18 protein-coding genes and 1 other annotated feature are annotated in these 23422 nt (G+C 54.9%); all 18 genes read right to left on the reverse strand.

The annotated features are described in order from the left end of the window. Positions 1–97: 97 nt before the first annotated feature. The 18 genes from MKY74_RS28925 to lon all read right to left on the reverse strand — a co-directional run bounded on the left by MKY74_RS28925 (position 98) and on the right by lon (position 23399). The gene (locus MKY74_RS28925; RefSeq protein WP_076174378.1) at positions 98–1399 is read right to left on the reverse strand and encodes an SPOR domain-containing protein; all 1302 of its coding nucleotides are present in this window, start codon (positions 1397–1399) and stop codon (positions 98–100) included. A gap of 184 nt (positions 1400–1583) precedes the next feature. Continuing rightward, a complete protein-coding gene (gene murC, locus MKY74_RS28930; RefSeq protein WP_089550337.1) occupies positions 1584–2948 on the reverse strand; it encodes a UDP-N-acetylmuramate--L-alanine ligase in 1365 nt (454 codons plus the stop codon). A 4-nt stretch (positions 2949–2952) separates the two neighbouring features. After that, positions 2953–4329 carry a bifunctional folylpolyglutamate synthase/dihydrofolate synthase gene (locus MKY74_RS28935; RefSeq protein WP_076174374.1) on the reverse strand — a complete coding sequence of 459 codons (1377 nt, stop codon included), beginning with the start codon at positions 4327–4329 and terminating at the stop codon, positions 2953–2955. A gap of 45 nt (positions 4330–4374) precedes the next feature. Further along, on the reverse strand, positions 4375–7041 hold the full coding sequence (locus MKY74_RS28940) for a valine--tRNA ligase (RefSeq protein WP_076174371.1): 2667 nt from the start codon (positions 7039–7041) through the stop codon (positions 4375–4377). A gap of 58 nt (positions 7042–7099) precedes the next feature. Next, positions 7100–7356: a binding site (T-box leader), on the reverse strand. A gap of 277 nt (positions 7357–7633) precedes the next feature. Continuing rightward, positions 7634–9082 carry a LysM peptidoglycan-binding domain-containing protein gene (locus MKY74_RS28945; RefSeq protein WP_244169403.1) on the reverse strand — a complete coding sequence of 483 codons (1449 nt, stop codon included), beginning with the start codon at positions 9080–9082 and terminating at the stop codon, positions 7634–7636. A gap of 129 nt (positions 9083–9211) precedes the next feature. After that, entirely contained in the window at positions 9212–10108 is an 897-nt protein-coding gene (locus tag MKY74_RS28950; RefSeq protein WP_076174367.1) for an RluA family pseudouridine synthase, read from the reverse strand. After that, positions 10105–11406, reverse strand: a complete 1302-nt coding sequence (gene hemL / locus MKY74_RS28955; RefSeq protein WP_167372916.1) for a glutamate-1-semialdehyde 2,1-aminomutase — start codon at positions 11404–11406, stop codon at positions 10105–10107. The genes MKY74_RS28950 and hemL overlap by 4 nt, the downstream gene beginning before the upstream one ends. Positions 11407–11472: 66 nt before the next feature. Beyond that, positions 11473–12471 (reverse strand): porphobilinogen synthase, encoded by a 999-nt coding sequence (gene hemB, locus MKY74_RS28960; protein WP_076174365.1) that lies wholly within the window; start codon positions 12469–12471, stop codon positions 11473–11475. Positions 12472–12527: 56 nt separating this feature from the next. Next, on the reverse strand, positions 12528–14081 hold the full coding sequence (gene cobA / locus MKY74_RS28965; RefSeq protein ID WP_076174364.1) for a uroporphyrinogen-III C-methyltransferase: 1554 nt from the start codon (positions 14079–14081) through the stop codon (positions 12528–12530). 11 nt (positions 14082–14092) lie between these two features. Beyond that, positions 14093–15049 (reverse strand): hydroxymethylbilane synthase, encoded by a 957-nt coding sequence (gene hemC, locus MKY74_RS28970; RefSeq protein WP_076174362.1) that lies wholly within the window; start codon positions 15047–15049, stop codon positions 14093–14095. Then, positions 15049–15699, reverse strand: coding sequence for a precorrin-2 dehydrogenase/sirohydrochlorin ferrochelatase family protein (locus MKY74_RS28975; protein WP_244169402.1), 651 nt, complete (start codon positions 15697–15699; stop codon positions 15049–15051). The genes hemC and MKY74_RS28975 overlap by 1 nt, the downstream gene beginning before the upstream one ends. Before the next feature lie 5 nt (positions 15700–15704). Beyond that, on the reverse strand, positions 15705–16427 hold the full coding sequence (gene ccsA / locus MKY74_RS28980; RefSeq protein ID WP_089550339.1) for a cytochrome c biogenesis protein CcsA: 723 nt from the start codon (positions 16425–16427) through the stop codon (positions 15705–15707). A gap of 119 nt (positions 16428–16546) precedes the next feature. Continuing rightward, positions 16547–17935 (reverse strand): glutamyl-tRNA reductase, encoded by a 1389-nt coding sequence (gene hemA, locus MKY74_RS28985; protein ID WP_076174358.1) that lies wholly within the window; start codon positions 17933–17935, stop codon positions 16547–16549. A 190-nt stretch (positions 17936–18125) separates the two neighbouring features. Next, positions 18126–18653 (reverse strand): hypothetical protein, encoded by a 528-nt coding sequence (locus MKY74_RS28990; RefSeq protein WP_144025502.1) that lies wholly within the window; start codon positions 18651–18653, stop codon positions 18126–18128. Positions 18654–18771: 118 nt separating this feature from the next. Beyond that, entirely contained in the window at positions 18772–19170 is a 399-nt protein-coding gene (gene speD / locus MKY74_RS28995; protein ID WP_076174352.1) for an adenosylmethionine decarboxylase, read from the reverse strand. A gap of 308 nt (positions 19171–19478) precedes the next feature. Continuing rightward, positions 19479–20066 (reverse strand): non-ribosomal peptide synthetase module, encoded by a 588-nt coding sequence (locus tag MKY74_RS29000; protein WP_076174350.1) that lies wholly within the window; start codon positions 20064–20066, stop codon positions 19479–19481. Positions 20067–20400: 334 nt separating this feature from the next. Next, a complete protein-coding gene (gene yihA, locus MKY74_RS29005; RefSeq protein WP_076174347.1) occupies positions 20401–21045 on the reverse strand; it encodes a ribosome biogenesis GTP-binding protein YihA/YsxC in 645 nt (214 codons plus the stop codon). A gap of 17 nt (positions 21046–21062) precedes the next feature. Further along, positions 21063–23399 (reverse strand): endopeptidase La, encoded by a 2337-nt coding sequence (gene lon, locus MKY74_RS29010; RefSeq protein WP_076174345.1) that lies wholly within the window; start codon positions 23397–23399, stop codon positions 21063–21065. Positions 23400–23422: the final 23 nt, after the last annotated feature.

A 23422-nucleotide genomic window follows, 5' to 3' on the forward strand; every position in this document is an offset into this window, starting at 1 on the left:
TTTGACACCCACATTATTATACGGTTATTTGGACGTCAATACAAACACAAATCCGGCATGGGGAAGTATTTCCATTTCCACGCCGGATCTTTGTGTTTTATGCTTTTTCCAGGGAAGCGACAAGCTGCTTCTGCAGCATGATGAATTCCATCATCCTGGACTGGATTTCCCATAAATGCCCCTTCGCCGTATTTTTGTTGTATTCCTCGACGGACGAAAGCGAGCTGTTCATCGCCTGCTCCAGCTGCCTGCCCATCTCCTGCTGATCCGCGCCCAGGCCGGCCTGGAACGGCTTGGCCGCCTCGGTCCACTGCCGGTGCAGATCGGTCAAACGGCTCATATCCTCGGCACCGATTTTCCCCGGAAGATCCTTGCCCAGGAGGCTCGCCGACGTTTGGCTCAGCAGCGCAACCAGGTCCGCGCTCACCTGAAAGTATTGGTTAACGGCCTCAGCGTCTCCGTTAAAATGCAGGGAGGTTGCGGCCGGGAGATCCACCTCCCGCACATACAGATCAACCCCTTCCGCCTTCAGTTGATTGCTGAGCAGCTTGGCCTGTTCGCGGTCTGTGGACAGGCCCGCATACACCCGGTTTTCCTCATCCGGGTCGTTCCCTGCGGCAATGCCGTACTGCTCCAGCTCATCCTTCGCCTGCTGAACCCGGTCGGCAGTGCTGAAGACGCCATACTGCAGCATGTAGTAGGTTTGAGGACCCACCTCGACGGCGACCGCCGGCACAGAAGCTTGATCCTCACCGGACTGCGCAGAGATGCTTACAGCACTCGGGTTCCCTGTGTTGCCGCCCGGGTCCATCCCCGCAGATCCGTCCTTGAAGAAAGAAAGGACCACCAAACCGAACAACGCCCCGGTGACGATGGCTCCAGTTACGGTTCCGACTACTTTCCATATCGATCCCGGCCGGTGAGGCCGGTAGGAATACTCCTCGATGATGGGCCCGGGCCCTGCTTCATCGAGTCTGTTCTCGATATTATCGTAGGCATCATAGTCCTCCCTGACCGTGTACCTATTATTGGCACGATCCAGGTCCCAGTCTTCTGAGCTGTCCGGATAGCGATGATCTGGCCCGTCCGCAACGGAATCATGCTCAGGAGTATCGTCTGCCCGCTCCTGGATTCCGTAACCCATCCTCTCCTCCAGACGCTCCCAGCTGTCCTCCCTGTTGAACGGGTCACTCCATCCCTGCATCGAAGCAGGCACAGCCGATATCGGGGTACGCTTTGTTTCAACATCGCGGCGGTTGCTTCCGGAATTACGATCATCCGCCCATGCAGGATTCTGTGCAGCCGATCCCGCAACCGTCAGCTGTCCGCGGTCCTTCTTATCTTCAAGCTGGCGCCCTTGTTCTTCATCAAACCGGAACGTCATTCTCGCCTTGTTCACACCCAAACACCTCACCCTTGTCCGTATCTACTATGTATATATGATAGATTTCCAGAAGTTATGTTTGATTGTCCCACGAAAATGACAAGAGCAAAAAAAACCGTAATCCCCATCAGAATCAGGGAATTACGGTTTCTTCGGTCATGATCCTATGCAGCCCGTGCCCATCCGGCAGAGGCATTCCTTACATTGTCTTGGCGATTTCCGCCCCGACTTTCCAAATGTCGCCTGCCCCCATGGTCAGGACAAGCACCCCTGGCTGGAGCCGCGGCTTCAGATCGTTCAGGACATCTTCCTTCGTCGGCAAATAACGGGCACCCGCATTGCTGTTTTTGACGATCAAATCAACCAGCTTGGAAGAGCTCACGCCCTCGATCTGCTTCTCGCCGGCTGGCGAATAAATGTCGGTAATGATCACTTCATCGGCTCCGCCGAACGCACGGCTGAATGCATCGAGCAGGAAGAAGGTCCGTGTATAGCGTTGCGGCTGGAACACGGCGATAATCTTTTTGCCCGTAGCCTTGGCGGCGCTGATGGTAGCTTCGATCTCCGTCGGGTGATGCGCGTAATCGTCGATGATCAGAATATCGTTCTTCTCGCCGAGCACCTGGAAACGGCGTTTGGCGCCGTGGAACTTCGAAACGCCCGCAGCGATGGATTCGAACGGAATCCCGGCCTTCAGGCAGGCGATCACCGTGGCCATGGCGTTATAGACGTTGTGGCGTCCCGGAACCGAAAGCTCGACGGTTCCCAGCGTCTGTCCGTTATGCTTCATCGTGAAGGATGCGTGACGGTCGCCCAGGACCAGATCCTCGGCGGTATATTCCGCATCGGAATCGATCCCGTAGGTGGCCACATTGCAGCGGATCGAAGGAAGGATCGCGCGGATATTCGCGTCATCAGCGCAGACGACGGCCGTGCCGTCTTCCTTGATCTGGCTCAAAAACTGCACATAAGCGCTCTTCAGCTTCTCGAAATCGCCGTCGTAGTTTTCAAGATGATCCGCCTCAATGTTCGTCACGATGCCGAGCCACGGATGGTACTGCAAAAAGGAGCCGTCGCTCTCATCCGCCTCAGCCACCACGTAGTCCCCTTTGCCGGCTTTGGCGTTCGTGCCGACGTTCATAATTTCCCCGCCGATAATAAACGTCGGATCTGCGCCGCATTCCTCCATGGCGAGTGCAATCATGGACGACGTAGTCGTCTTGCCGTGTGCTCCCGCAACGGCGATGCCCTTGCGCTCATTCAGCAATCTGGCCAGCATTTGCGAGCGGTGAAGGATCGGAATGTTCAGATGCTCTGCCTCTCTTCGTTCCACGTTGTCCTTGGGAAGCGCCGTCGAATAGACGACCAAATCCGCTCCGTGAACCTGCTCGGCCGTATGGCCTATATAAATTTTGGCTCCCTTGGCAGCCAGTTTTTCCGTTAATTCCTGGGCAGCCACGTCCGAACCCGTGACCGTGTATCCCATTTCCAGCATAACCCGTGCGATGGCGCTCATCCCGTAGCCACCAATACCGATAAAATGAACATGTTCAGAATTCAACAGATTTTCACCAACCTTTTTCAGAATCGGTCTGACCCAGCAGGGCTGCCCGCACATCAGAAATCAAATACAGCGTGCCGGACACCACTGCCAAATCCCCCGGTTCTGTCCGTGACTTAAGTATGTCTAGCGCGTGTTTCCAATCCGGTTCTACGATGATCTGCAAACCTGGTTTGCCGTGAGAATGCTTCAGCCGCTCCACAATGTCCAGCAAAGCATCAGCGTCCATTTTTTTCCGGAAATCCGGCTCGGTCAGGATAAGCGTATCCACTATTGGAAGTATATGCTTCAAAGAGGACTCATGATGCTTATTTGACAGCATTCCCATCATCAAATTTAACTGTTTAAAGTGATAATGCCTTTGCAGGCTCTTGCTGAGGCTCTCCAGCCCCTCCGGATTATGCGCCCCGTCCAGAACAATCCGCGGAGAATCGCCCACTTCTTCGAGCCGGCCGGCCCACTTCGTATCCCGGAACCCCTTCAGCAGATCCTCATCGTCCATGACAAAAGCCATGTACTGCCGCAGCACTTCCAGCGCCATCATCGCGCCGGCGGCATTGGCAATCTGGTGCTCGCCCTTCATCCCGATGCTCAGATCCAGCTCGCGGAAAGGACCTTTGAAATGGAACGTCTGCAACGAACCGTCCAAACCGGTATATTCGTAGGTGAACTGCTCTCCCGCCAAATACAGCGTGGCGCGGCACTCTTCGGCTTTTTGCTTCAGCACCTCAATGACTTCCGGCTGGTTCACGCAGCTGACCACCGGAACGCCTGGTTTGATAATGCCGGCCTTTTCCGTGGCGATTTCCACAAGCGTATCGCCAAGAATATCGGTGTGGTCCATCCCGACATTGGTGATGATGGAGACGATGGGGTGAACGATGTTCGTTACATCCAGCCTTCCCCCGAGCCCGGTCTCCCATACAACCACGTCAGGGTAGCATTCCTCGGCATAATACAGGATCGCCAGAGCCGTGGACACTTCGAACATCGTCGGCGATCCGAGCTCCGTGGCCGCAATCTCCTGCACCGCAGGGTACAGTCGGTTCGCCAGGGAGAGCAGCACCTCCTCCGGAATGTCTTCCCCGTTGTACTGAAAGCGGTTCGTGAATTTGGTGATATACGGCGAAGTATACGTGCCTACCGAATAACCGCTTTGCAGAAGTACACGGGTCAAGTAAGCGCATGTCGACCCTTTCCCGTTCGTACCGGCGACATGAATGAATTTCAGCCTCCGGTGCGGGTTCCCGAACTTCTCCATTAACGTTTCGATCCGCTGCATCCCCGGTCGGATCCCAAACGGGATCAGACCGTTAATCCAATTCGCCGCCTCTTCATATGTGCGCAGAGAAGCCTCCCGTCCGGCTTCCAATTGATCCCCCATACCATTCACCTTCTGAATTTTAGTTAAGTTTCTGCTGCGTCGTGATCAGCCTCTCAGCTCTTCGATCCGTGCGATGACTTTGCTGCGTTTATCGGAATAGTCGGCCATCTTGGCCTTCTCCTCTTCAATGACTTTTGCCGGCGCTTTAGCCACAAAGCCTTCATTGGCCAGCTTTTTCTCCACCCGCTGCACTTCGCTGTTCAGATGCTGCAGCTCTTTCTCCAGCCGCGCAATCTCCTGGTCAATGTCAATCAGACCGGCAAGCGGCAGGTACAGCTCGGCACCGGTAATCACGGCGGTCATCGCCTTGTCCGGCGTCGTCAGGTCGAGACCTGCCGTAAAGCTCGAGGTGTTGCAGAAGCGCTGAACGTATACTTCGTTCCGGTTCACGATCTGCAGCACTTGCTCGTCGCCCGCCTTCAGCATCAGCTCGATCTTCTTGCTCATCGGAACATTAACCTCTGCGCGGATGTTGCGAACGGCACGGATGGCATCCATCAGCAGCGACATCTCGGCTGCAGCTTCGGCATCCTCGAAGGCTGGATCATACTCCGGCCATGCCGCAAGCGTGATCGTTTCCCCTTCGTGAGGCAGATGCTGCCAAATTTCTTCGGAGATGAACGGCATAAACGGATGAATCATCCGCAGCGTGCGGTCCAGCACATAGCTAAGCACCGACTGCGTCGTTTTCTTGGCGCTCACATTGTCTCCGTACAAAGAGAGTTTGGCAAACTCAATGTACCAGTCACAGAGGTCATCCCAAATGAAGTTATACAGGAGCCGGCCCGTTTCACCAAATTCGTAGGCATCTATTAGACGCGTAATGTCACGGGAAGTTTCGTTCAGGCGGTGGAGAATCCAGCGGTCCGCCGTGCTGAGCTCTCCGCTTATGTCAATGTCGTCATATGTGAATCCTTCCAGATTCATCAGAGCGAAACGGGAGGCATTCCAGATTTTATTGGCAAAGTTGCGCGCCTGCTCCACGCGTTCCCACCGGAAGCGCAGATCCTGCCCCGGCGTGCTGCTCGTGGAGATCATGTAGCGCATCGCATCTGCGCCGTACCGTTCGATGACGTCGAGCGGATCAACGCCGTTGCCGAGCGACTTGGACATTTTCCGTCCTTCGGAATCCCGGACCAGACCGTGCATCAGCACGTCCTTAAACGGAATTTCGCCCGTAAATTCCAGCGCGGTAAAGATCATCCGGGCTACCCAGAAATAGATGATGTCATAGCCCGTAACGAGCACGTTCGTCGGATAATAACGTTCCAGATCCGCCGTCTGCTCCGGCCAGCCGAGGGTAGAGAACGGCCACAGCGCCGAACTGAACCAGGTGTCCAGAACGTCGTTGTCCTGCGTAAGCTCGGTGCTTCCGCATTTGGAGCATTGAGTTACATCCTCATGGGCTACGTGGATCTCGCCGCAGGATTCGCAGTACCAAGCCGGAATCCGGTGTCCCCACCACAGCTGACGGGAAATACACCAATCCCGGACGTTTTCGATCCAGTTCAGGTACGTTTTCTCGAAACGATCCGGAACGAAGCGTACCCCTTTGCCCGCCTTTTGCGCCTCGATGGCTCTTTCCGCGAGCGGCTGCATTTTAACGAACCACTGCGTCGACAAGTAAGGCTCGACTACGGCTCCTGTGCGCTCGCTGTGCCCTACCTGGTGCACATGGTCTTCGATTTTGATCAGCACGCCGAGATCCTTCAAATCCTGAACGATCTGCTTGCGGCAATCGGCCCGGTCCATGCCTTCGTACTTCGCGGCCTGGTCATTCATCGTGCCGGTCTCGTCCATCACGATGATTTGCGGCAGATCGTGGCGCAATCCCACCTCAAAATCGTTCGGATCGTGTGCCGGAGTAATTTTCACGGCGCCGCTGCCGAATTCGCGTTCCACGTACTCGTCGGCGATAATCGGAATCTCGCGTCCGACAATCGGAAGCACGAGCATCTTGCCGATCATATCCTTGTATCGCTCGTCTTTTGGATGAACCGCTACCGCCGTATCGCCAAGCATCGTCTCAGGACGAGTGGTCGCTACCGTAATGTGGCCGCTTCCGTCCTTCAGCGGATACTGCAAATGATACAGATGGCCGTTGACTTCTTTATATTCAACCTCAATATCGGACAAGGCGGTTCTGGCGGCCGGATCCCAGTTGATGATCTTTTTACCGCGGTAGATCAGCCCTTTTTCATAGAGTTTCACGAAAACTTCGCGAACCGCCTTGGACAGACCTTCGTCAAGCGTAAACCGCTCTCTGGAGTAATCCAGCGAAAAGCCCATTTTGGCCCACTGTTCATGAATCGTTTCCGCGTATTGGTCCTTCCATTCCCACACTTTCTCCAGGAACTTCTCGCGCCCCAGGTCGTGGCGGCTAATATTCTGCTCACGCAGCTTCTGCTCCACCTTGGTCTGCGTCGCGATGCCCGCATGGTCCGAGCCCGGAAGCCACAAGGCGTCGTACCCCTGCATCCGCTTCGTGCGAATCAGAATATCCTGCAGGGTAAAGTCGAGGGCGTGCCCGATATGGAGCATCCCCGTTACGTTTGGCGGCGGAATCACGATCGTATACGGCTCCGCCTCGGGCTTCTGCCCGGCTTTGAAATACTGGCCGTCGATCCAGTATTTGTACCATTTCTTTTCGGCCGATTTCGGGTCATACGTCGTCGGCATCCCGGTTGTTGCTTGGTTTTCCTGGTCTGTCATATTGTTCATCCTCCATCACAAGATCAGCTTTGCCAAAAATACAAAAAACCTTTCGTCCTCAAAGGACGAAAGGCTGTTCTTTCGCGGTACCACCTTTGTTTTGCGACAGCAAGCACAAACACGCATGCCTTCGCAACACTTCGTACAGATAACGGCTGCAGCCGGCCGGCTCTACCTCCCGCGCTTTCGGCGCAAGTGCTCAAACCGACAACTTCCGGGCGACTTCGGACAGCTGCATCCTGCGGAATCTTCCAGCGCTGCAATTCCGCTCTCTGAAGGGCAATACCGCCTACTCTTCCCGTTCATCGTTTTTGTGAAGATGGTGAAATGGATCATTTTTCAGCGAAGCTGAAGCGTTTCATATCGCAAGAAAAACTTCGGCCAAATACGAGATGTCATCTGTACTTGACTTTCGTTGATTGTTTTTCTGCAAAACATATACTCCATAATAACGCGCTTCATGTCGATAGTCAACTTCCCTTGGCCCAAAGTGCAGGACCATTTTCCCGTGTTCAATCAGGCCGCATTCCGGGCACAAAAAAAAGAGCCCGGCGCCGTAAAGCGCCAGGCTCTTCTGATTGCCTCAAAATCGTTACGGGATATACAGAATTTGACCTTCCTGCACGGTCTGATCCGCCAGCCGGTTGTACAGCACAAGCTCCCGCGGCGTCAGCTGATAACGGTCGGCGATCGTCTCGAGCGTCTCCTCCCGCTGAACGATGCACAGCCGGACCTTACGGAAAGGAGTCTGCTCGGAGATACTGCCGAGGAACAGGTTCTTCCATTTGATATCATCGGCTTCAGCAGCACCCGCGCTGGCGACGGCATCAGCAGCCTGCTGCTCCTCCTGCGCCTGCTGGTACTCAAGCTCCTTGATCGAACGGCTTGAGGACAAGATCGAGGAAAAACCGATCGCTTCCTTCTCGCCGGACTCGGGTTCCTTCTTGCTTCCTAACGCGATCCGCATTTCCCGGTCTTCAGGCGGTTCTTCCTGCTGAACTTTATCCTGGAAAGCTCCAAACGGGAACGTAGGCTCGCTGAACGGGTCTTTACCCGCTGCGTTCAAATAGATGTCTTCTTCCTGCTCTTCATCTGCCTGAACCGCCGTCGCTTCCGGATGCAGCAGCTCCGACTCCTCTTCATGCTCAAAATGCCACTTGTTCGGGTACTGGGGCTCCGCTGTCCGGTCTGATGGTTCCTTGTCCGTATGTAAAGCGGATAATCCGGCCACCTGCGGCGGAGGCGCTGCCACTTCCCGCTCAGGTTCGCGGGCAGATTCCCATGCGGTAGACGGCGCAGTTTCGCGGGAATCGGACGCCTGAGGCACAGCCGCTTCCTCCGGCTCGGACGGAGGAACAGCAGCCGCTTGCCATGCGGCTTCCCAGGCTGCCGCTTCCCGTGCTTCATCCGAGTCACTGGTTTCCGCGGCTTCGATCGGAGCCTGTTCCGGCTGCTCTGCCTGAATTTGGGACTGAGGCGGCGTAAAGGACGGAGCCGGTGCGGTCCAGACAGGCGCAGGGTCGTCCGGCGGCGTGAATTCACGCTGTTCCGGTTCTGCCGAAGCCGGTTCTTCCTCCCGCTCTTGCGCGAAGATCGCCGCTTCCTCCGGAAGGTCCTCATCCGGTGCATGAACCACCGTGAATTCGTCCGCTTTCCAGGCGGGTGATTCCGCGGCCTGAGTCTCGATGCCGCGCAGAGAAAGAACGCCCGTAATATTCAGGCTCCGTTTGGACAGCAGGTCGACGTCAAAATTCTCGATTTCCACCGCAATGTCATCCAGCGAGGTTACCCGGTTCAAGGGAACCGTAATCTCCACTGGAATGAAATGCTCCAGCCGCTGCGTCCCTTCTTCCTCACCTTCGCTTCTGTACAGCCCCGACAGGAGCAGATGCCCGCGCAGACTGGCTTGTTCGTCCTGGCTGATCACTTGAATATGCGGAAGCAGCTCGATTTCCTCGAGTTCTTCGATACCCGCCACGTCTTCGTTTAAATGGATGCGTTCGTAAATGTCAAAGCGTAAACCGTAGGACTGGTCAAACACAAATAACGTCCTCCTTTTCGGCATATTTCTAACCGTGGGCCATCCCCACAGCACGAGCCAAAATCGTTACTCGTTCTATTTATATGCTTTAAAAAGAGGAGCATGCCAGTTTTCATATGATACTTAGGTTTACGCTCTCACAAGGGCTTTGAGACGCTCCATATCCTCGGGCCACGGATCGCTCACCTCAATCTGCTCGCGTGTGAGCGGATGGGCGAAAGAGAGACGCTCCCCGTGAAGCGCCTGCCTGCCGATGGCGGACATGCTTCCGCCGTACAAGGCATCGCCCAGCAGCGGGTGGCCGACATGACTGAGATGAACGCGGATCTGATGCGTCCTTCCGGTTTCCAGTTCCAAATAGACGAGGCTGGCTTGATTCCCGGCTTCTGCGTGGAGAATCCGGGTCACCGCAGATTGCCCTCCCAAAGACACCCGTCTGCGCTGCTTGTGATGGCGGTCCTTGCCGATGGGCAGGTCGATGACCTTCAGCTCCGCAGGGATCCGCCCCTCGACAAAGGCGGCGTAAATCCGCGAAATCCGCTTGCCGCTCATCTCCTTGTCCAGCAGAAGCTGCGCCCAGTCATTTTTGGCGTACAGCACAGGCCCGGTGGTATGCTGGTCGAGCCGATGAATATGCCTGACCGCAATCTCTTCCCCTTGCATCTGATAATGGGCGGCCACGGCATGATCCAACGTGATTTCGTCGGAGTGCCCATCCGGGTGAACCTTCATCCCGGCAGGCTTGTGAACGACCAAGCAGAAGTCGTCCTCGTACAGCACGGTGAGATCCGTCCAGATCGGCTCGATCCCCGCCTTGCGGGAAGCAAAAAGGGCCAGCCGAAGCCGGTCCCCTTTCCACTCGATGCCATTTGATGCCTGAAGCTGTCCAAGCAGCTTCTCCGGCATGCCTGCCTCGTTCAGCAGCCACGCCGCGGTCGCCGCTTCGCGGTCCGCGGCCGATGCGATTTTTTTGCCCGGAGCCAGCTCCAGCCATTCCCCGCGCCGGAGCCAGTGGTTCACGTTCACAGCTGCTTAAGGGCGTTGTAGTTGGCTTCAATCGTCGCATCGATGTCTTCGATGCTGTGGGCAGCCGATACAAACATCCCCTCAAATTGGGAAGGAGCCACGCTCACGCCTTCCTCAATCAGATTGCCGAAATATTTGGTGAAGCGCGGAATGTCGCTCGTCTTCGCCGTATCGTAATTCACGACAGGCCCTTCCGTGAAGAAAGGACATACCATGGAACCGACGCGGTTAATCGTCACCGGAATGCCGAGCTCTTTGGCATTTTTCACAAAACCGGCCTCCAGACGGGCTGCGCGCTCTTCCAGCAGGTCATATACAGCAGGCGTCAGGAGCTTCAGCGTCGTAAACCCAGCCGCCATGGCCAGCGGATTTCCGCTCAGCGTGCCCGCTTGGTAAATCGGACCGGACGGCGCCACTTTCTCCATAATTTCGCGTTTGCCGCCGTATGCGCCGACAGGCAGTCCGCCGCCGATGACCTTGCCCAGGCAAGTCAGGTCAGGCGTAATGCCGAACCGGCCTTGGGCACAGTTCAAATGAACGCGGAACCCGGTCATGACCTCATCAAAAATGAGCAGGCTGCCATATTTTGTAGTAATTTCGCGCAAGCCTTCCAGAAAGCCCGGAAGCGGAGGTACGACGCCCATGTTGCCGGCTACCGGCTCCACGATGACGCAGGCGATCTCCTCGCCAAAACGTTCAAAGGCAAGCTTTACGGACTCAAGGTCGTTATACGCGACCGTGATCGTATTGCTGGCCACGCTTTCCGGCACGCCCGGGCTGTCAGGCAGACCCAGCGTCGCCACCCCGGAGCCGGCTTTGATGAGCAGGCTGTCCGCGTGTCCATGATAGGAGCCTTCGAATTTCAAAATTTTGCTGCGTCCCGTGTACCCGCGGGCCAGTCGAATCGCGCTCATCGTCGCTTCCGTACCCGAATTGACCATCCGGACGATGTCGATCGAAGGGACACGCTCGCACACGAGCTTGGCCATCTCCGTCTCAATCAGCGTAGGCGCGCCGAAGCTCGTGCCTTTGGCCGCCGTTTCCTGAACCGCAGCAATCACTTCCGGATGGGCGTGTCCCATAATCAGGGGTCCCCAGGAGCCGACGTAGTCGATAAAACTGTTGCCATCAATATCGTACACGCGCGATCCTTGGGCATGGTCCACATAAATCGGCGTAAGGCCGACCGATTTAAAGGCGCGGACCGGGCTGTTCACCCCGCCGGGGATATATTGCTTGGCTTCTTCAAAGGCTGACCGGGAAGCCTCCTCCTTGCGCTTTCCTGACATACTGCTCATGTCATTCACTCCAATCTATCGGTTTAAATCACCCCGCTAAGCAGGGATTTTGCTCCGATGCTTCGGTTATCCCTTGATCCACCGGGCCACGTCTTTGGCAAAATAAGTAATAATGATATCCGCGCCGGCGCGCTTCATGCTCGTCAGCATTTCCTGCACTACGGCTTTTTCGTCGATCCAGCCTTGAATGGCCGCCGCTTTGACCATGGAGTACTCCCCGCTCACATTGTAGGCGACGAGCGGAAGGTCGAACTGATCTTTCAGCGTGCGCATAATGTCCATATAGGACAAAGAAGGCTTGACCATCAGCATGTCGGCCCCTTCAAGCACATCGGATTCCGCTTCACGCAGCGCTTCGCGCGCGTTGGCCGGATCCATCTGGTACGTTTTGCGGTCGCCGAACTGAGGTGCCGAGTCGGCTGCCTCGCGGAATGGGCCGTAGAAGGCGGAAGCATATTTGACCGAATAAGACATGATCGGAATATGCTCAAATCCGTTCTCGTCAAGCCCTGCGCGGATCGCCTGCACGAAGCCGTCCATCATGTTGGACGGGGCGATAATATCGGCGCCGGCTTTCGCCTGGGACACTGCCGTTTTGACCAGCAACTCCAGCGATTCATCGTTCATGACGTCGCCGCACACATGGCCATCCCGTTCATAGGTATGCACCATGCCGCAGTGTCCATGATCCGTAAACTCGCAGAGGCAGGTGTCGGCTACGACGAGCAGGTCCGGATACCAGGACTTGATCAGGCGTGTGGCTTCCTGCACGATGCCGTCTTCCGCAAAGGCCGAGGAGCCGATGCTGTCCTTCGTTTCCGGAATGCCGAACAACAGCACGGCCGGAATGCCGAGGGAGGCAATTTCGTCCACTTCTTCTTTCAGCCGGTCCAGCGAAAAATGATAGACTCCCGGCATGGATGAAATCTCGTTTTTTATGTTTTCTCCATAGGTTACAAAAATCGGCATGATCAGGTCATTCACGTTCAGCACCGTTTCGCGCACCATGTTCCGCATGCCCGCGGACTGGCGGAGGCGCCGGTGTCTTACTATTGGAAAACTCATAGCTGTAAACCTCCTATTGGTAGATATTTACGAGTCTAGGGTCATCCCAGACCCTTCTATTCTGATGCGGCCGCAGCTTCCGCGTTCCACAGGCACAGCGACCGGACAAGGCTGTCCAACGTCGCTTCTTCGGCAATGATGCCTACTTCAAGTCCCGCGTCACGGGCTGTCTTGGCCGTAATTTCTCCAATACATGCAACTTCCACGCCCTGCAGCAGCGCTGCCGGGTCCTGCACTCCCATCCGCTGCAAAATCGAGAGCAGATTGTTCACCGTCGACGAGCTGGTGAACGTCACGGCATGAATTCCGCCCTCTTCCAGCAGCCGGATCAATTCGGGATCGTCCTCCCGCCCTGCGATCGTCTGGTACATCACCGCGCTGGTGACCTCGAGGCCCATCTCCGCGAGCTTGTCAGGCAGCCAGTTTCGTGCCAGATCCCCGCGCGGAAGGAAGACCTTCTGGCCGGCGAGCAGTTGGCTTCCCAGCGACTCGATCAGTCCTTCCTGCTGGAAGCGGTCCGGCAGCTCCACGGGGATGATGCCCCGCTGCCCGAGGGCCTCGGCTGTGGCCGGGCCGACCGCCGCAATCCGCGCCCGGTGCAGCTGCCGGATGTCCTTCCCCTGCTCCTTCAAATGGCGGAAGAAGTAGTCGACGCCGTTGGTGCTGGTGAAGAACACCAAGTCGTATTCACCGAGCCGGTCGAAGGCGTCCTTGAGGCCCTGCTTAAGCTCGGGCGCTTCGGGATACACTGTCTCGATCACCGGAAATTCGTAGGGCTCCCCGCCGAGCTCCTCGATCCGGTTGACCAGATCGCTTGCCTGAGCCCGGGAGCGGGTGACGAGGATCCGCTTGCCGAACAGCGGCAGCGACTCCACCCATTTGAGCTGCTCGCGCTGCCGCACGACGTCGCCGACAACGATGACGGCCGGCGGCTGAAAGTCCGCCTGCTCCACTTTCTCCGCGATGTCGGCGAGCGTCCCGGCGAGCACCGCCTGCTCCGCCCGCGTCCCCCACCGGATCAAGGCCACCGGCGTGCCGGGCTTGCGTCCATGGCGCATCAGCTGCTCGGCGATATAACCGATCTTGGCCACGCCCATCATAAAGACCAGCGTTCCGGTCGCGTTCGTAACCTTGTCCCATTCGATCATCCGGTCCAGCTTGTCCGGGCTTTCATGTCCGGTGATGATGGACAAGGAAGATGCCAAATCCCTGTGGGTCACCGGAATGCCCGCGTACGCCGGTACCCCGATCGCCGCCGTAATGCCGGGCACGATTTCATAAGGAATGCCGTTTCGCCTTAGCAGCTCGGCTTCCTCACCTACGCGTCCGAATATCGTCGGATCGCCGCCCTTCAGCCGCACGACCGTTTTGCCCTGCAGGGCAAGATCCACCAGCAGCTGGTTGATCTCTTCCTGCTTCATCGTATGGCGGTCCGGGAGCTTGCCGACGTATATTTTTTCCGTTCCCGGCTTGAGCGAATGCAGCAGCTGCGGCCCCGCCAGGCGGTCGTATACGACGACATCCGCCTTTTGCAGGCATTCCAGCCCTTTTACCGTAATTAATTTGGCATGCCCGGGCCCGGCTCCCACCAAAAATACTCTTCCCGCCATGTTCTCATCCCCTACTCCCTGGTCTGTTCCAGAATTCTCTCGGCTCCCTGGGCAATCAGCTTATTGGCAACGTCTTCCCCAAGCTTCTGTGGATCCGTTCCCGTCAGCGTTTCTTTTAAAATGACGTCCCCTTCGGGAGATCCTACCATTCCCGTTAATTGTATAACGGGCGGAGTCTCTTGGGAATGCTCCGTCTCGGACGGAACGAGTACGGCGTGTGCCCCGATCGGCACCTGGCAGCCGCCGTTCAATACGGCGAGAAACTTGCGTTCGGCAGCAACGGTCAGCTCCGATTCCTTGTCGTTATATAAATCAAGCAGTTTGCGCAGATCCGCATCATCTTCGCGGCATTCGATGCCGAGCGCTCCTTGGCCAACAGCCGGCAGGCAGGTCTCCACCGGAATATACGAGCTGATTTTATCCTCCCAGCCCATGCGGTACAGCCCGGCAGCGGCGAGAATGATCGCCTGAAAGCCTTCCGTCTCGAGCTTGCGCAGACGCGAGTCAATATTGCCGCGAACCGGCTCCAGTTCCAGGTCCGGCCGGTGAGCCTTCAGCTGGCTGGAGCGGCGCAGGCTGCTCGTTCCTACTTTCGCTCCCTGCGGAAGCTCGTCAATGCTTTGCCCATGAAGGGAAATGAGGCAGTCCCTCGGATCGACGCGGCGGGGCACCGCACCGTTCATCAGACCCTCGGGGAGAACCGAAGGCATGTCCTTCATACTGTGCACGGCCATATCGATTTCACCGTCCAGCATAGCCTGTTCGATTTCTTTAACGAACAAGCCTTTCCCGCCGACCTTGGACAACGTCACATCCAGAATGCGGTCGCCTTTCGTCACGATCTTTTTCACTTCAAATTGAAAATCAAACCCATGTTCCACGCACAGCTGCTTCAGCTGGTCGATGACCTGCCCTGTCTGCGTTAATGCCAATGCGCTTTGTCTGCTGCCTACTACGATTGTCCGCATCATGATTCCTCCTGGTTGTTCGCTATCCATTGCTTGATTTGTTCCGTATCCCACGGCTCAAACGTGCCCTTGCGGATATCATCCAGCACTTCAAGCTTTGCCGCTTTCATTAATAATCTTTGCCGGGTTTCCGGGCGCGTAACCTGCCTCTTGATGCTGCTGCGCATCCGGTACATCCATTCGAGATATTCCTCGTATTCGGGGCCGTATTCTTCCTCCAGCCTGTCGCAAATCTCCGCAGCCAGCGCCGGTCCGGCGCCCGAGGTGGACACGGCGATCACCAGCCTGCCCCGGCGAAGCACGCTCGGGCTGATAAAAGAACCCGGCTTACTGCCGCCGGCCGCGTTTGCCAGCGCACCCATCCGCTCTGCCTCATCGATCACGGCACCGTTCACGTCAGGCGAGGAGGTTGCCGCATAGACCAAAAAGGCCCCCGCCAAATCTCCCGCCGCGTACTCGCGGGAAATCCAGCGGATCCGGCCTTCCATTACAAGCTGCCGCAGTCCTTGTGTCACTTCCGGACTGATCACCGTCACATCGGCCGAAGCCGCAAGCAGGGAGTTTACCTTTCTTTCGGCCACGGCCCCGCCGCCCACCACGGCGCAGCAGCGCCCCTTGCAATCCAGCATTACGGGCAAATATACCGACAAAGGGCTCACTCTCCTGTCCAACGGTGAAAATCGGACCACGTATTCAGTACGAAAATAAAGATAATAAACGCATATCCGATCAGAATCCACTGGGCCATCACTTGACCGGAATGCTGTTTGGAACGTTTACGAATCAGAAAAAAATAATAAATCGCCAGTCCGGCAAGCGTAGCCACTACTTTCAAGTCCAGCAGCAGGCTGAGCTTGCCTTCGGAAATAAGCGACAGCACCGCGACGATGAACGAAACGGATAAGAGCGGGGTTCCGATCGATGCGAGCAGGTACGTATACTTGTCCATCAGCTCAAGACTCGGAAGCCTGCGGACGGTGTCGCTCCATTTTTTCCCTTTCAGCCTTCTATGAAGGAACAAATACATGCCGGCAAATACGGCGGCAATGGTGTAAACGGCGAAGCTTAGGTTGGCAAGCGTGATATGCAGAATGAGCAGGCCGTGTACCGTCTCCCAATGACGCAGCGGGTTATTCCCGGCCGCAAACCATAAGCGGTTCAGCACCATGGCGCTGAATCCGATGATGCCGAGCAGCAGGACGGCAAACTCCGACCGCTGCACCCAGTTCAGGATCAGCGCGGCGATGACGAGACTAAATGAAAATAAGAGCAAAAAATCAAATGGGGTAAAGATCGGCAGCATGCTCTCCTGCCACGCTCTAATCAGAAGCGCGCCTCCCTGCAAAACGCCAACTACAACAAGAAGCCCTGTACCCATCCGCTTTGCCCCCTGATTGCGTCGTATGCAATCCGAGATAAAAAACAGAAGGCTCAGGGCGTAGATATAAATGCCGGCATCGTAAAAACCAGTGAGCAATGTCAACTCCCCCTACCGGCTTACAGGCTTGCAGGAGTCAAAGAAACCTTGGACAGCTTCATGTCCGATGGGTTCTTGCTATTCCCTTGCGGGACCTTGCCGGATTTCTCCATGACGCTGCTGCCATGACCGGACGCATTCATGTCCTCTTCCAAAGCAAATATGTGTGTGAAAAACTCTAGCGCCTCGTTGCCTTCCTTGCCGCCGGCCATTTCCTTCAAGCGGTTGATCGGATCGTGCATCATCTGATTGACGATGCTCTTGGTCAACCGGCGGATGACTTTGCGCTGATGGTCGTTCAGTTCAGGCAGCTTGTTAAACAGGCTTTCCAGCGTTTCTTCATGAATCGCCGTGGACTTCTCCTGAAGCGCACGGATCGCCGGCCGGATGCCGAGCGTCTTGAGCCATTGATAGAACGCCGTCTTCTCCTCTTCGATCATCACTTCGATTTTCGCGGCTTCGGCCCGGCGCATTTCGAGGTTGCTCTCAACGATTCCTTCCAGGTCGTCAATATCATACAGGAATACGTTGCTAATCTCGGCGATAGCCGGATCAATGTCCCGCGGCACCGCGATATCAATCATAAACAGCGGCCGGGATTGCCGCTTCTTCATGCTCTCGCTGACCTGCGCCGGCGTAAGGACGTAATCCTTGGCACCCGTCGAGCTGATCAGGATGTCCACTTCGTGAAGCCGGGCAATCGCCTGCTCCATCGTGCACGGCGTACCTTGAAACTTGCTGGCCAGTTCTTCCGCCCGCGCCAGGGTCCGGTTGGCGACGATCACCTCTTCGGCCCCGTTCGCGTACAGGTGCTTGACGGTCAGCTCGCTCATTTTGCCGGCACCGAGAATGAGCACCTTCTTGTCGTTGAACATGCCAAAAATCCGTTTGCCCAGCTCAACGGCCGCGTAGCTCACGGACACTGCGCTTTCCCCAATGGAAGTCTCCGAATGGGCTCTCTTGCCAAGGGTTACAGCCTGCTTGAACAGCATGTTGAACCAGGTGCCCGTCGCTTTCTCCTCCTGGCTTTGCAGGAAGGCGCTGCGGACCTGACCCAAAATTTGCGTCTCCCCGATCACCATGGAGTCCAGGCCGCAGGTCACCCGGAACAAATGGGAAATGGCCTGCTCGTCTTCATATATATATAAATGCTTTGTAAATTCTTCTCTTGGGATATCAAACCATTGCTCCACAAAACTGCGGATGAAATACCCGCACATATGAAGACGGTCTACCACCACGTATATTTCAGTGCGGTTGCACGTAGCCACAATCACGCCTTCCATTACACTTTTCGTCAGCATCAGCTGGCTGAGTGCCTTTGGAAGTTCGCTTTGATCAAATGTAAAACGTTCCCTCACTTCTACAGGCGCTGTACGATAGTTTAATCCGACAACGACGATGTGCATTACGTGTTCACCTGCCTATGTTTCATTTCAAAAAAAAAGATCCAGTTCAGGACGTTTTTTCTTACGGTACGTTCATTAACAACGTGTTCATTATATCACAAATGTCCTGCTCTCTCTGAACTATTTTTGAAATGTTTATGAAATTACATGTGATTTATTGTGTCACAAAGCACTGGGCTTTATACCCTCTTTATTGCGTTTCTTCCAGCGTCTTGGCGAGTTCTTTGCCGATTTTCTTCAGCTGGCCCGCTTGCGAGGCGATCACGTGCCCGTCCTCGCTCAGCAGCTTATCGTATACAGGTATGACACCTGCATACAGCTGGCTGTACCGAAGCAGCATGTCCTTCTCCGCATCGGTGAGGAGGCGGTTGCCGCCGATTTGCCACTCTGTGATTACATTAACCAGATCACCGACCGGTTTAAGCGGATCGACGGCACCGTCCCCAAATGTTTTTGCCAGCCGGTCGTGAGCATACGACGCCGAATAAGCCGCCAGCTTGAGGGCGTTCAGCTCATCGGTACGCGAACTGCCAGCCGCATCCGCCAGGGACGTTCCCAGCACCTGCATTTGAAACTGGGCCACCTCGAACAGCATCCTTTCGGCATTCTCTCCTTCGGTATGAGGCCACATCATCCGGTATCCTTGGTAGACAAGGCTGACAAGCAGGACCAGCAGCAGACCGACAAACAGCAAATCCCTCTGTTTTCTCCTTCTCACGCTTAAGCGAACCTCCCTGTTAACAAGCTTACTACTCATTGTATGGGGGTCCAAAAAAACAAATAACCATGGAGATGTCCATGGTTATGATTTAGATATCGTTATTCGTGCCGCGAAGTTACACCAGCTCGGTCTGTTTCAGTTCAGGGGTTTCTACCGTCAATTCACCCAAACCGCGCACCAGTTTCTTGGCGTAAGTTTTCTCAGGTTTCAATACGGATACCAGGTAATCAATGGCCAACTGTGGATCTACCGTCTCACCGCAAGTGTAGCAGTCGATCGCTGCGAATCCTCTCTCAGGATACGTGTGGATCGAGAGGTGGCTTTCTGACAACAATACGAGTACTGTAGCGCCTTGTGGTTCAAACTGCTTGGATTGTACCGACATGACTGTAGCACCGCATGCTTCGGCTGCCTCAACCATTTGAGTCTGCAGAAATTCCGCGTCATTCAGCATGTCAAAATCTACACCCCAAGTATCAACAGCAACGTGTCTTCCGAAAGTTGAATATTCCATCCTTCGGTTCCCCCTTCCTAGGAATAAAATGTTTGAAAATTTCATCCGCTAGGACCTACGTCATTCACTTCCCGAGGGAATAATCTCTCGCAACATTCAATGTCCTGAGTGAATCCTGGTTCCTATATAATTCTTTTCAACGAGATTAAAAATAACATCTATCCGCCCTAATTGCAACCCTTTTTTATCCTTTGCAAATATTTATTTTCAGCCACTCATCCCCGCGTCACCTGACCCGTTTTACCGGGCATTTAAGACGTAAAAAGAACCCTTCAGTTACCGAAGGGTTCTCTTTCTCCGAGGCCATCTCAAGCCTCAAGTGCAAACCATTTATGTGTGGTGAGGCGCAGTTTCTGGTCAATAACAGCAATCTGTTCAGGGGTCACCGCTTTGTTCCGTTCATCGAGCCAAAAATTAATATCTTGGTACAAACGGGATATTTCCTGTTCGACCTCGGTGAGCTGGAACATTCGCTGGAGTTCTCCGGCCGTATGCTTATATTCATACACCAGCTTACTCTGGGAAGTCGTAACTTCCGCAATTTTGCGAACCGAGCCTTTTTCATAATAATACATCATCGTGAATCCTTGATAAATGCGATTGACGATTCCGTCTCCTTTGCAGGCGACGAACAGTTTGCGGACCGCGTTTGTCAGATGAGGGTTCACCAAGCGGCAAGACAATTCACAGATGTATAACGAACCTTTACGCTCCAGAGGGAGATGAACCGCCTCGCCGCTTTCGTCTTCAAGCACAATTTCTTGTCCTCCGCCGTCCAGTACTTTCACATAAGGATGCACATGACAGCTTTCCGCCGAATGCAAAAATTGGTTCAATTGCTGCTCCGTCATTTGTAAAGTCGTTTGAACATACTCTGTGGCTAACCGCTGAGCCATAAAAATCTCCTCAATTCTTTTTTATGATTACAGAACGATGTGCTCCAGCACGGTTCGATTCTATAATCGCAAGAAAAATTTCCGCCGGACATGGCGGGTGAAGATCGTTAAAGGAGCTTAAGGCCTCTTTAAACAACCTTTAGTATTATTATACAGCACATCCTCGAGCATTGGCTTGCTGAGCGAACCATGAATTTCCTTCATATTTCATAAAATAACGGATTAAACCGGATTGTAGCCGAAAAATCTTATGGGATGCTCACTTTCCTCCCGTGAAAAGTCTGAATCCCTATAGTATACAGCGAATTTATCGCATTTTCGTTAGGTTGAGGCGTTACGGGTTCTCCTGCTGCTGCCCTTCCTGCGGAACCGCCCCGGACTGCGGAGAGTCGCCGTTTTCCGTAAATGACTGGATCACAGCCCATAACTCTTCTTTACCCACACCCAGCTCCGAAGAAAACATGACGAACAAATCAGTGTTGCGGAGAAGGAGGCTCTCCTTCATTTGCTTGACATGTTTCTGCCACCGGCTCTTCGGTATTTTATCCGCTTTCGTAGCCACGACGCAGATTGGAATGTCATAATGCTGAAGCCAGTCATACATCATGACGTCATCCTTGGTCGGCGGGTGGCGAAGATCCACCACCATGAGAACCAGCTTCAGCGTCTGCCGCTCCAGCATGTATTTCTCAATCATCTTGCCCCAGGCAGCCCGCTGCGTCTTGGACACTTTGGCGTAGCCGTACCCTGGGAAGTCCACAAAATACAAAGCCTCATTAATACGATAGTAGTTCATATGCTGGGTTTTGCCCGGGGTCGAGCTTGTTCTCGCGAGGTTCTTCCGATTGATCATCCGGTTGATGAGCGAAGACTTGCCGACATTGGAACGCCCTGCCAGAGCAATCTCCGGCAAGGCGTCCACAGGATATTGGTCAGGGCCGACGGCGCTGATAATAAATTCTGCATTCGTAACTTTCATGTTAAATTAAACCCTCTCTAGTGCACTCCCGCCTGCTCCACCAGTGCATGCTTCAGCACCTGGTCCATATGGGACACCGGAACAAACTCCACTTCTTCTTTGACACTGTCCGGAATCTCGCGCAGATCCCGCTCGTTGTCTTTGGGGAGCAGTATTTTTTTGTAGCCGGCGCGGTGCGCAGCCAGCGATTTCTCCTTCAGTCCGCCGATCGGCAGCACCCGGCCGCGCAGGGTGATTTCACCGGTCATGGCGATATCTTTGGAGACATGTTTCTTGGTCAGGGCCGACACGAGGGCCGTGGCAATCGTAATGCCTGCCGAAGGTCCATCTTTCGGAATCGCCCCTTCAGGGATATGAATATGGATATCATTCTTCTCATGAAAATCGGGGTCGATGCCAAGCTCATCGGCTTTGGCACGCGTGTAGCTGAAAGCGGCCTGCGCCGATTCCTTCATCACGTCCCCCAATTGGCCGGTCAGGGTCAGCTTGCCGGATCCCGGCACGACCGTGACTTCGACCATTAATGTTACGCCGCCGACCTCGGTCCAGGCCAGGCCGGTTACCGCACCAATCTGATCCTCCAGATCGGCCACGCCATATCTGAAGTTCGGACTGCCTAAATAGTCCTTGACATCGTCCGGCTCAATGGTAATCTTATCGGTCTCTTCGGATACGATGATCTTCGCAGCCTTCCGGCACAGCGCCGCGACCTGCTGCTCCAGGTTCCGTACGCCGGATTCCCGGGTGTACTCGCGGACCACTTTCATGAGCGCCTCTTCCCCGATCTCCAGCTGGTCTTCGTTCAGGCCATGCTCCCGTTTCTGCTTCGGCAGCAGATAGCGCATGGCGATTTGAAGCTTCTCCAGTTCCGTATAACCCGGGATGTTGAGCACTTCCATCCGGTCCAGCAGCGGACGCGGAATATTATGAATGGCATTCGCCGTCGTAATAAACATTACTTGGGACAAGTCGAACGGAATCTCGATAAAATGGTCGCTGAACGTATTGTTCTGCTCCGGATCGAGCACTTCCAGCAGCGCCGAAGACGGGTCTCCCCGGAAATCCGAAGCCATCTTGTCGATCTCATCCAGCAGGAATACCGGGTTCAGCGCACCCGCGTTCTTCATTCCCTGGATAATCCGCCCCGGCATCGCTCCCACATAGGTGCGCCGGTGACCGCGGATTTCCGCTTCATCCCGCACGCCGCCAAGCGATATCCGGACAAATTTGCGGTTCAGCGATTTGGCAATCGACCGGGCAAGCGAAGTTTTACCAACGCCCGGAGGTCCGACCAGACACAGAATCGGCCCTTTCATCCTCTTCACCAGCTTCTGAACGGCCAGGTATTCGAGTACGCGCTCCTTCGGCTTGTCGAGGCTGTAATGATCCTCGTTGAGCACCTGCTCCGCCTTATGGATATCCAGATCGTCCTCGGTTTTAGCCGACCAGGGAAGGCCTAGCAGCCAATCGAGATAATTGCGGATCACGCCGCCTTCCGCCGAGCTTGCAGGCATTTTCTCGAGACGGTCGATTTCTTTCTCCACCTTCTCTTTGACCCTTTCGGGAAGCTCCTGCTTGTTCATCTGCTCACGCAGCTCTTCCACTTCTCCGGCGCGGCCTTCTTTCTCGCCCAGCTCCTTCTGAATCGCCTTCATCTGTTCGCGCAAATAATATTCCTTCTGCGTCTTTTCCATCTGCTTCTTGACGCGCTGGTTAATTTTGCGCTCGAGCTCCAGCACTTCGCGTTCGTTATTCAGAATGTCGAGGAGCTTCTCGAGCCGTTTGCCAACGTCGACGGTCTCCAGAATGTCCTGCTTATCCTTGATTTTTAACGACAGATGGCTCGTAATGACGTCGGCCAGCCTGCCGGGCTCGTCGATATCGGACACCGCGGCCAGCGTCTCGGGCGTTACCTTTTTCGATAAATTAATATAGTGCTCGAATTGACTGAGTACCGTACGCATCAGTGCATCCACTTCAGGATCGTCGCTGTCTTCCTCCTTCAGCTCGCGGGCAATGACTTCGTAATATTCTTCATTGTCCGTGTACTGAATGATCTCGGCGCGCTCCATCCCTTCTACCAGCACCCGGATGGTGCCGTTCGGAAGCTTCAGCATCTGTCTGACGTTGGCGACTGTGCCAACCCGGAAAATATCTTCCTGCGTTGGTTCTTCTATGTTCACCTCGGACTGAGAACAAAGGAGAATCAAATTATCTTCCACCATTGCTTTTTCCAGCGCTTTGACCGATTTCTCCCGGCCTACATCGAGATGCAGAACCATGCTCGGGTAGACTAGAAGGCCTCGCAAAGGCAGTAAAGGAAACCGGCGGCCTTTTGATTTACTGGGCCCCATCGCTTTTGCACCTCCAGCCGTTC

It is taken from the genome of Paenibacillus sp. FSL R5-0378 (assembly GCF_038009285.1).
Classification (GTDB): domain Bacteria; phylum Bacillota; class Bacilli; order Paenibacillales; family Paenibacillaceae; genus Paenibacillus_AQ; species Paenibacillus_AQ favisporus.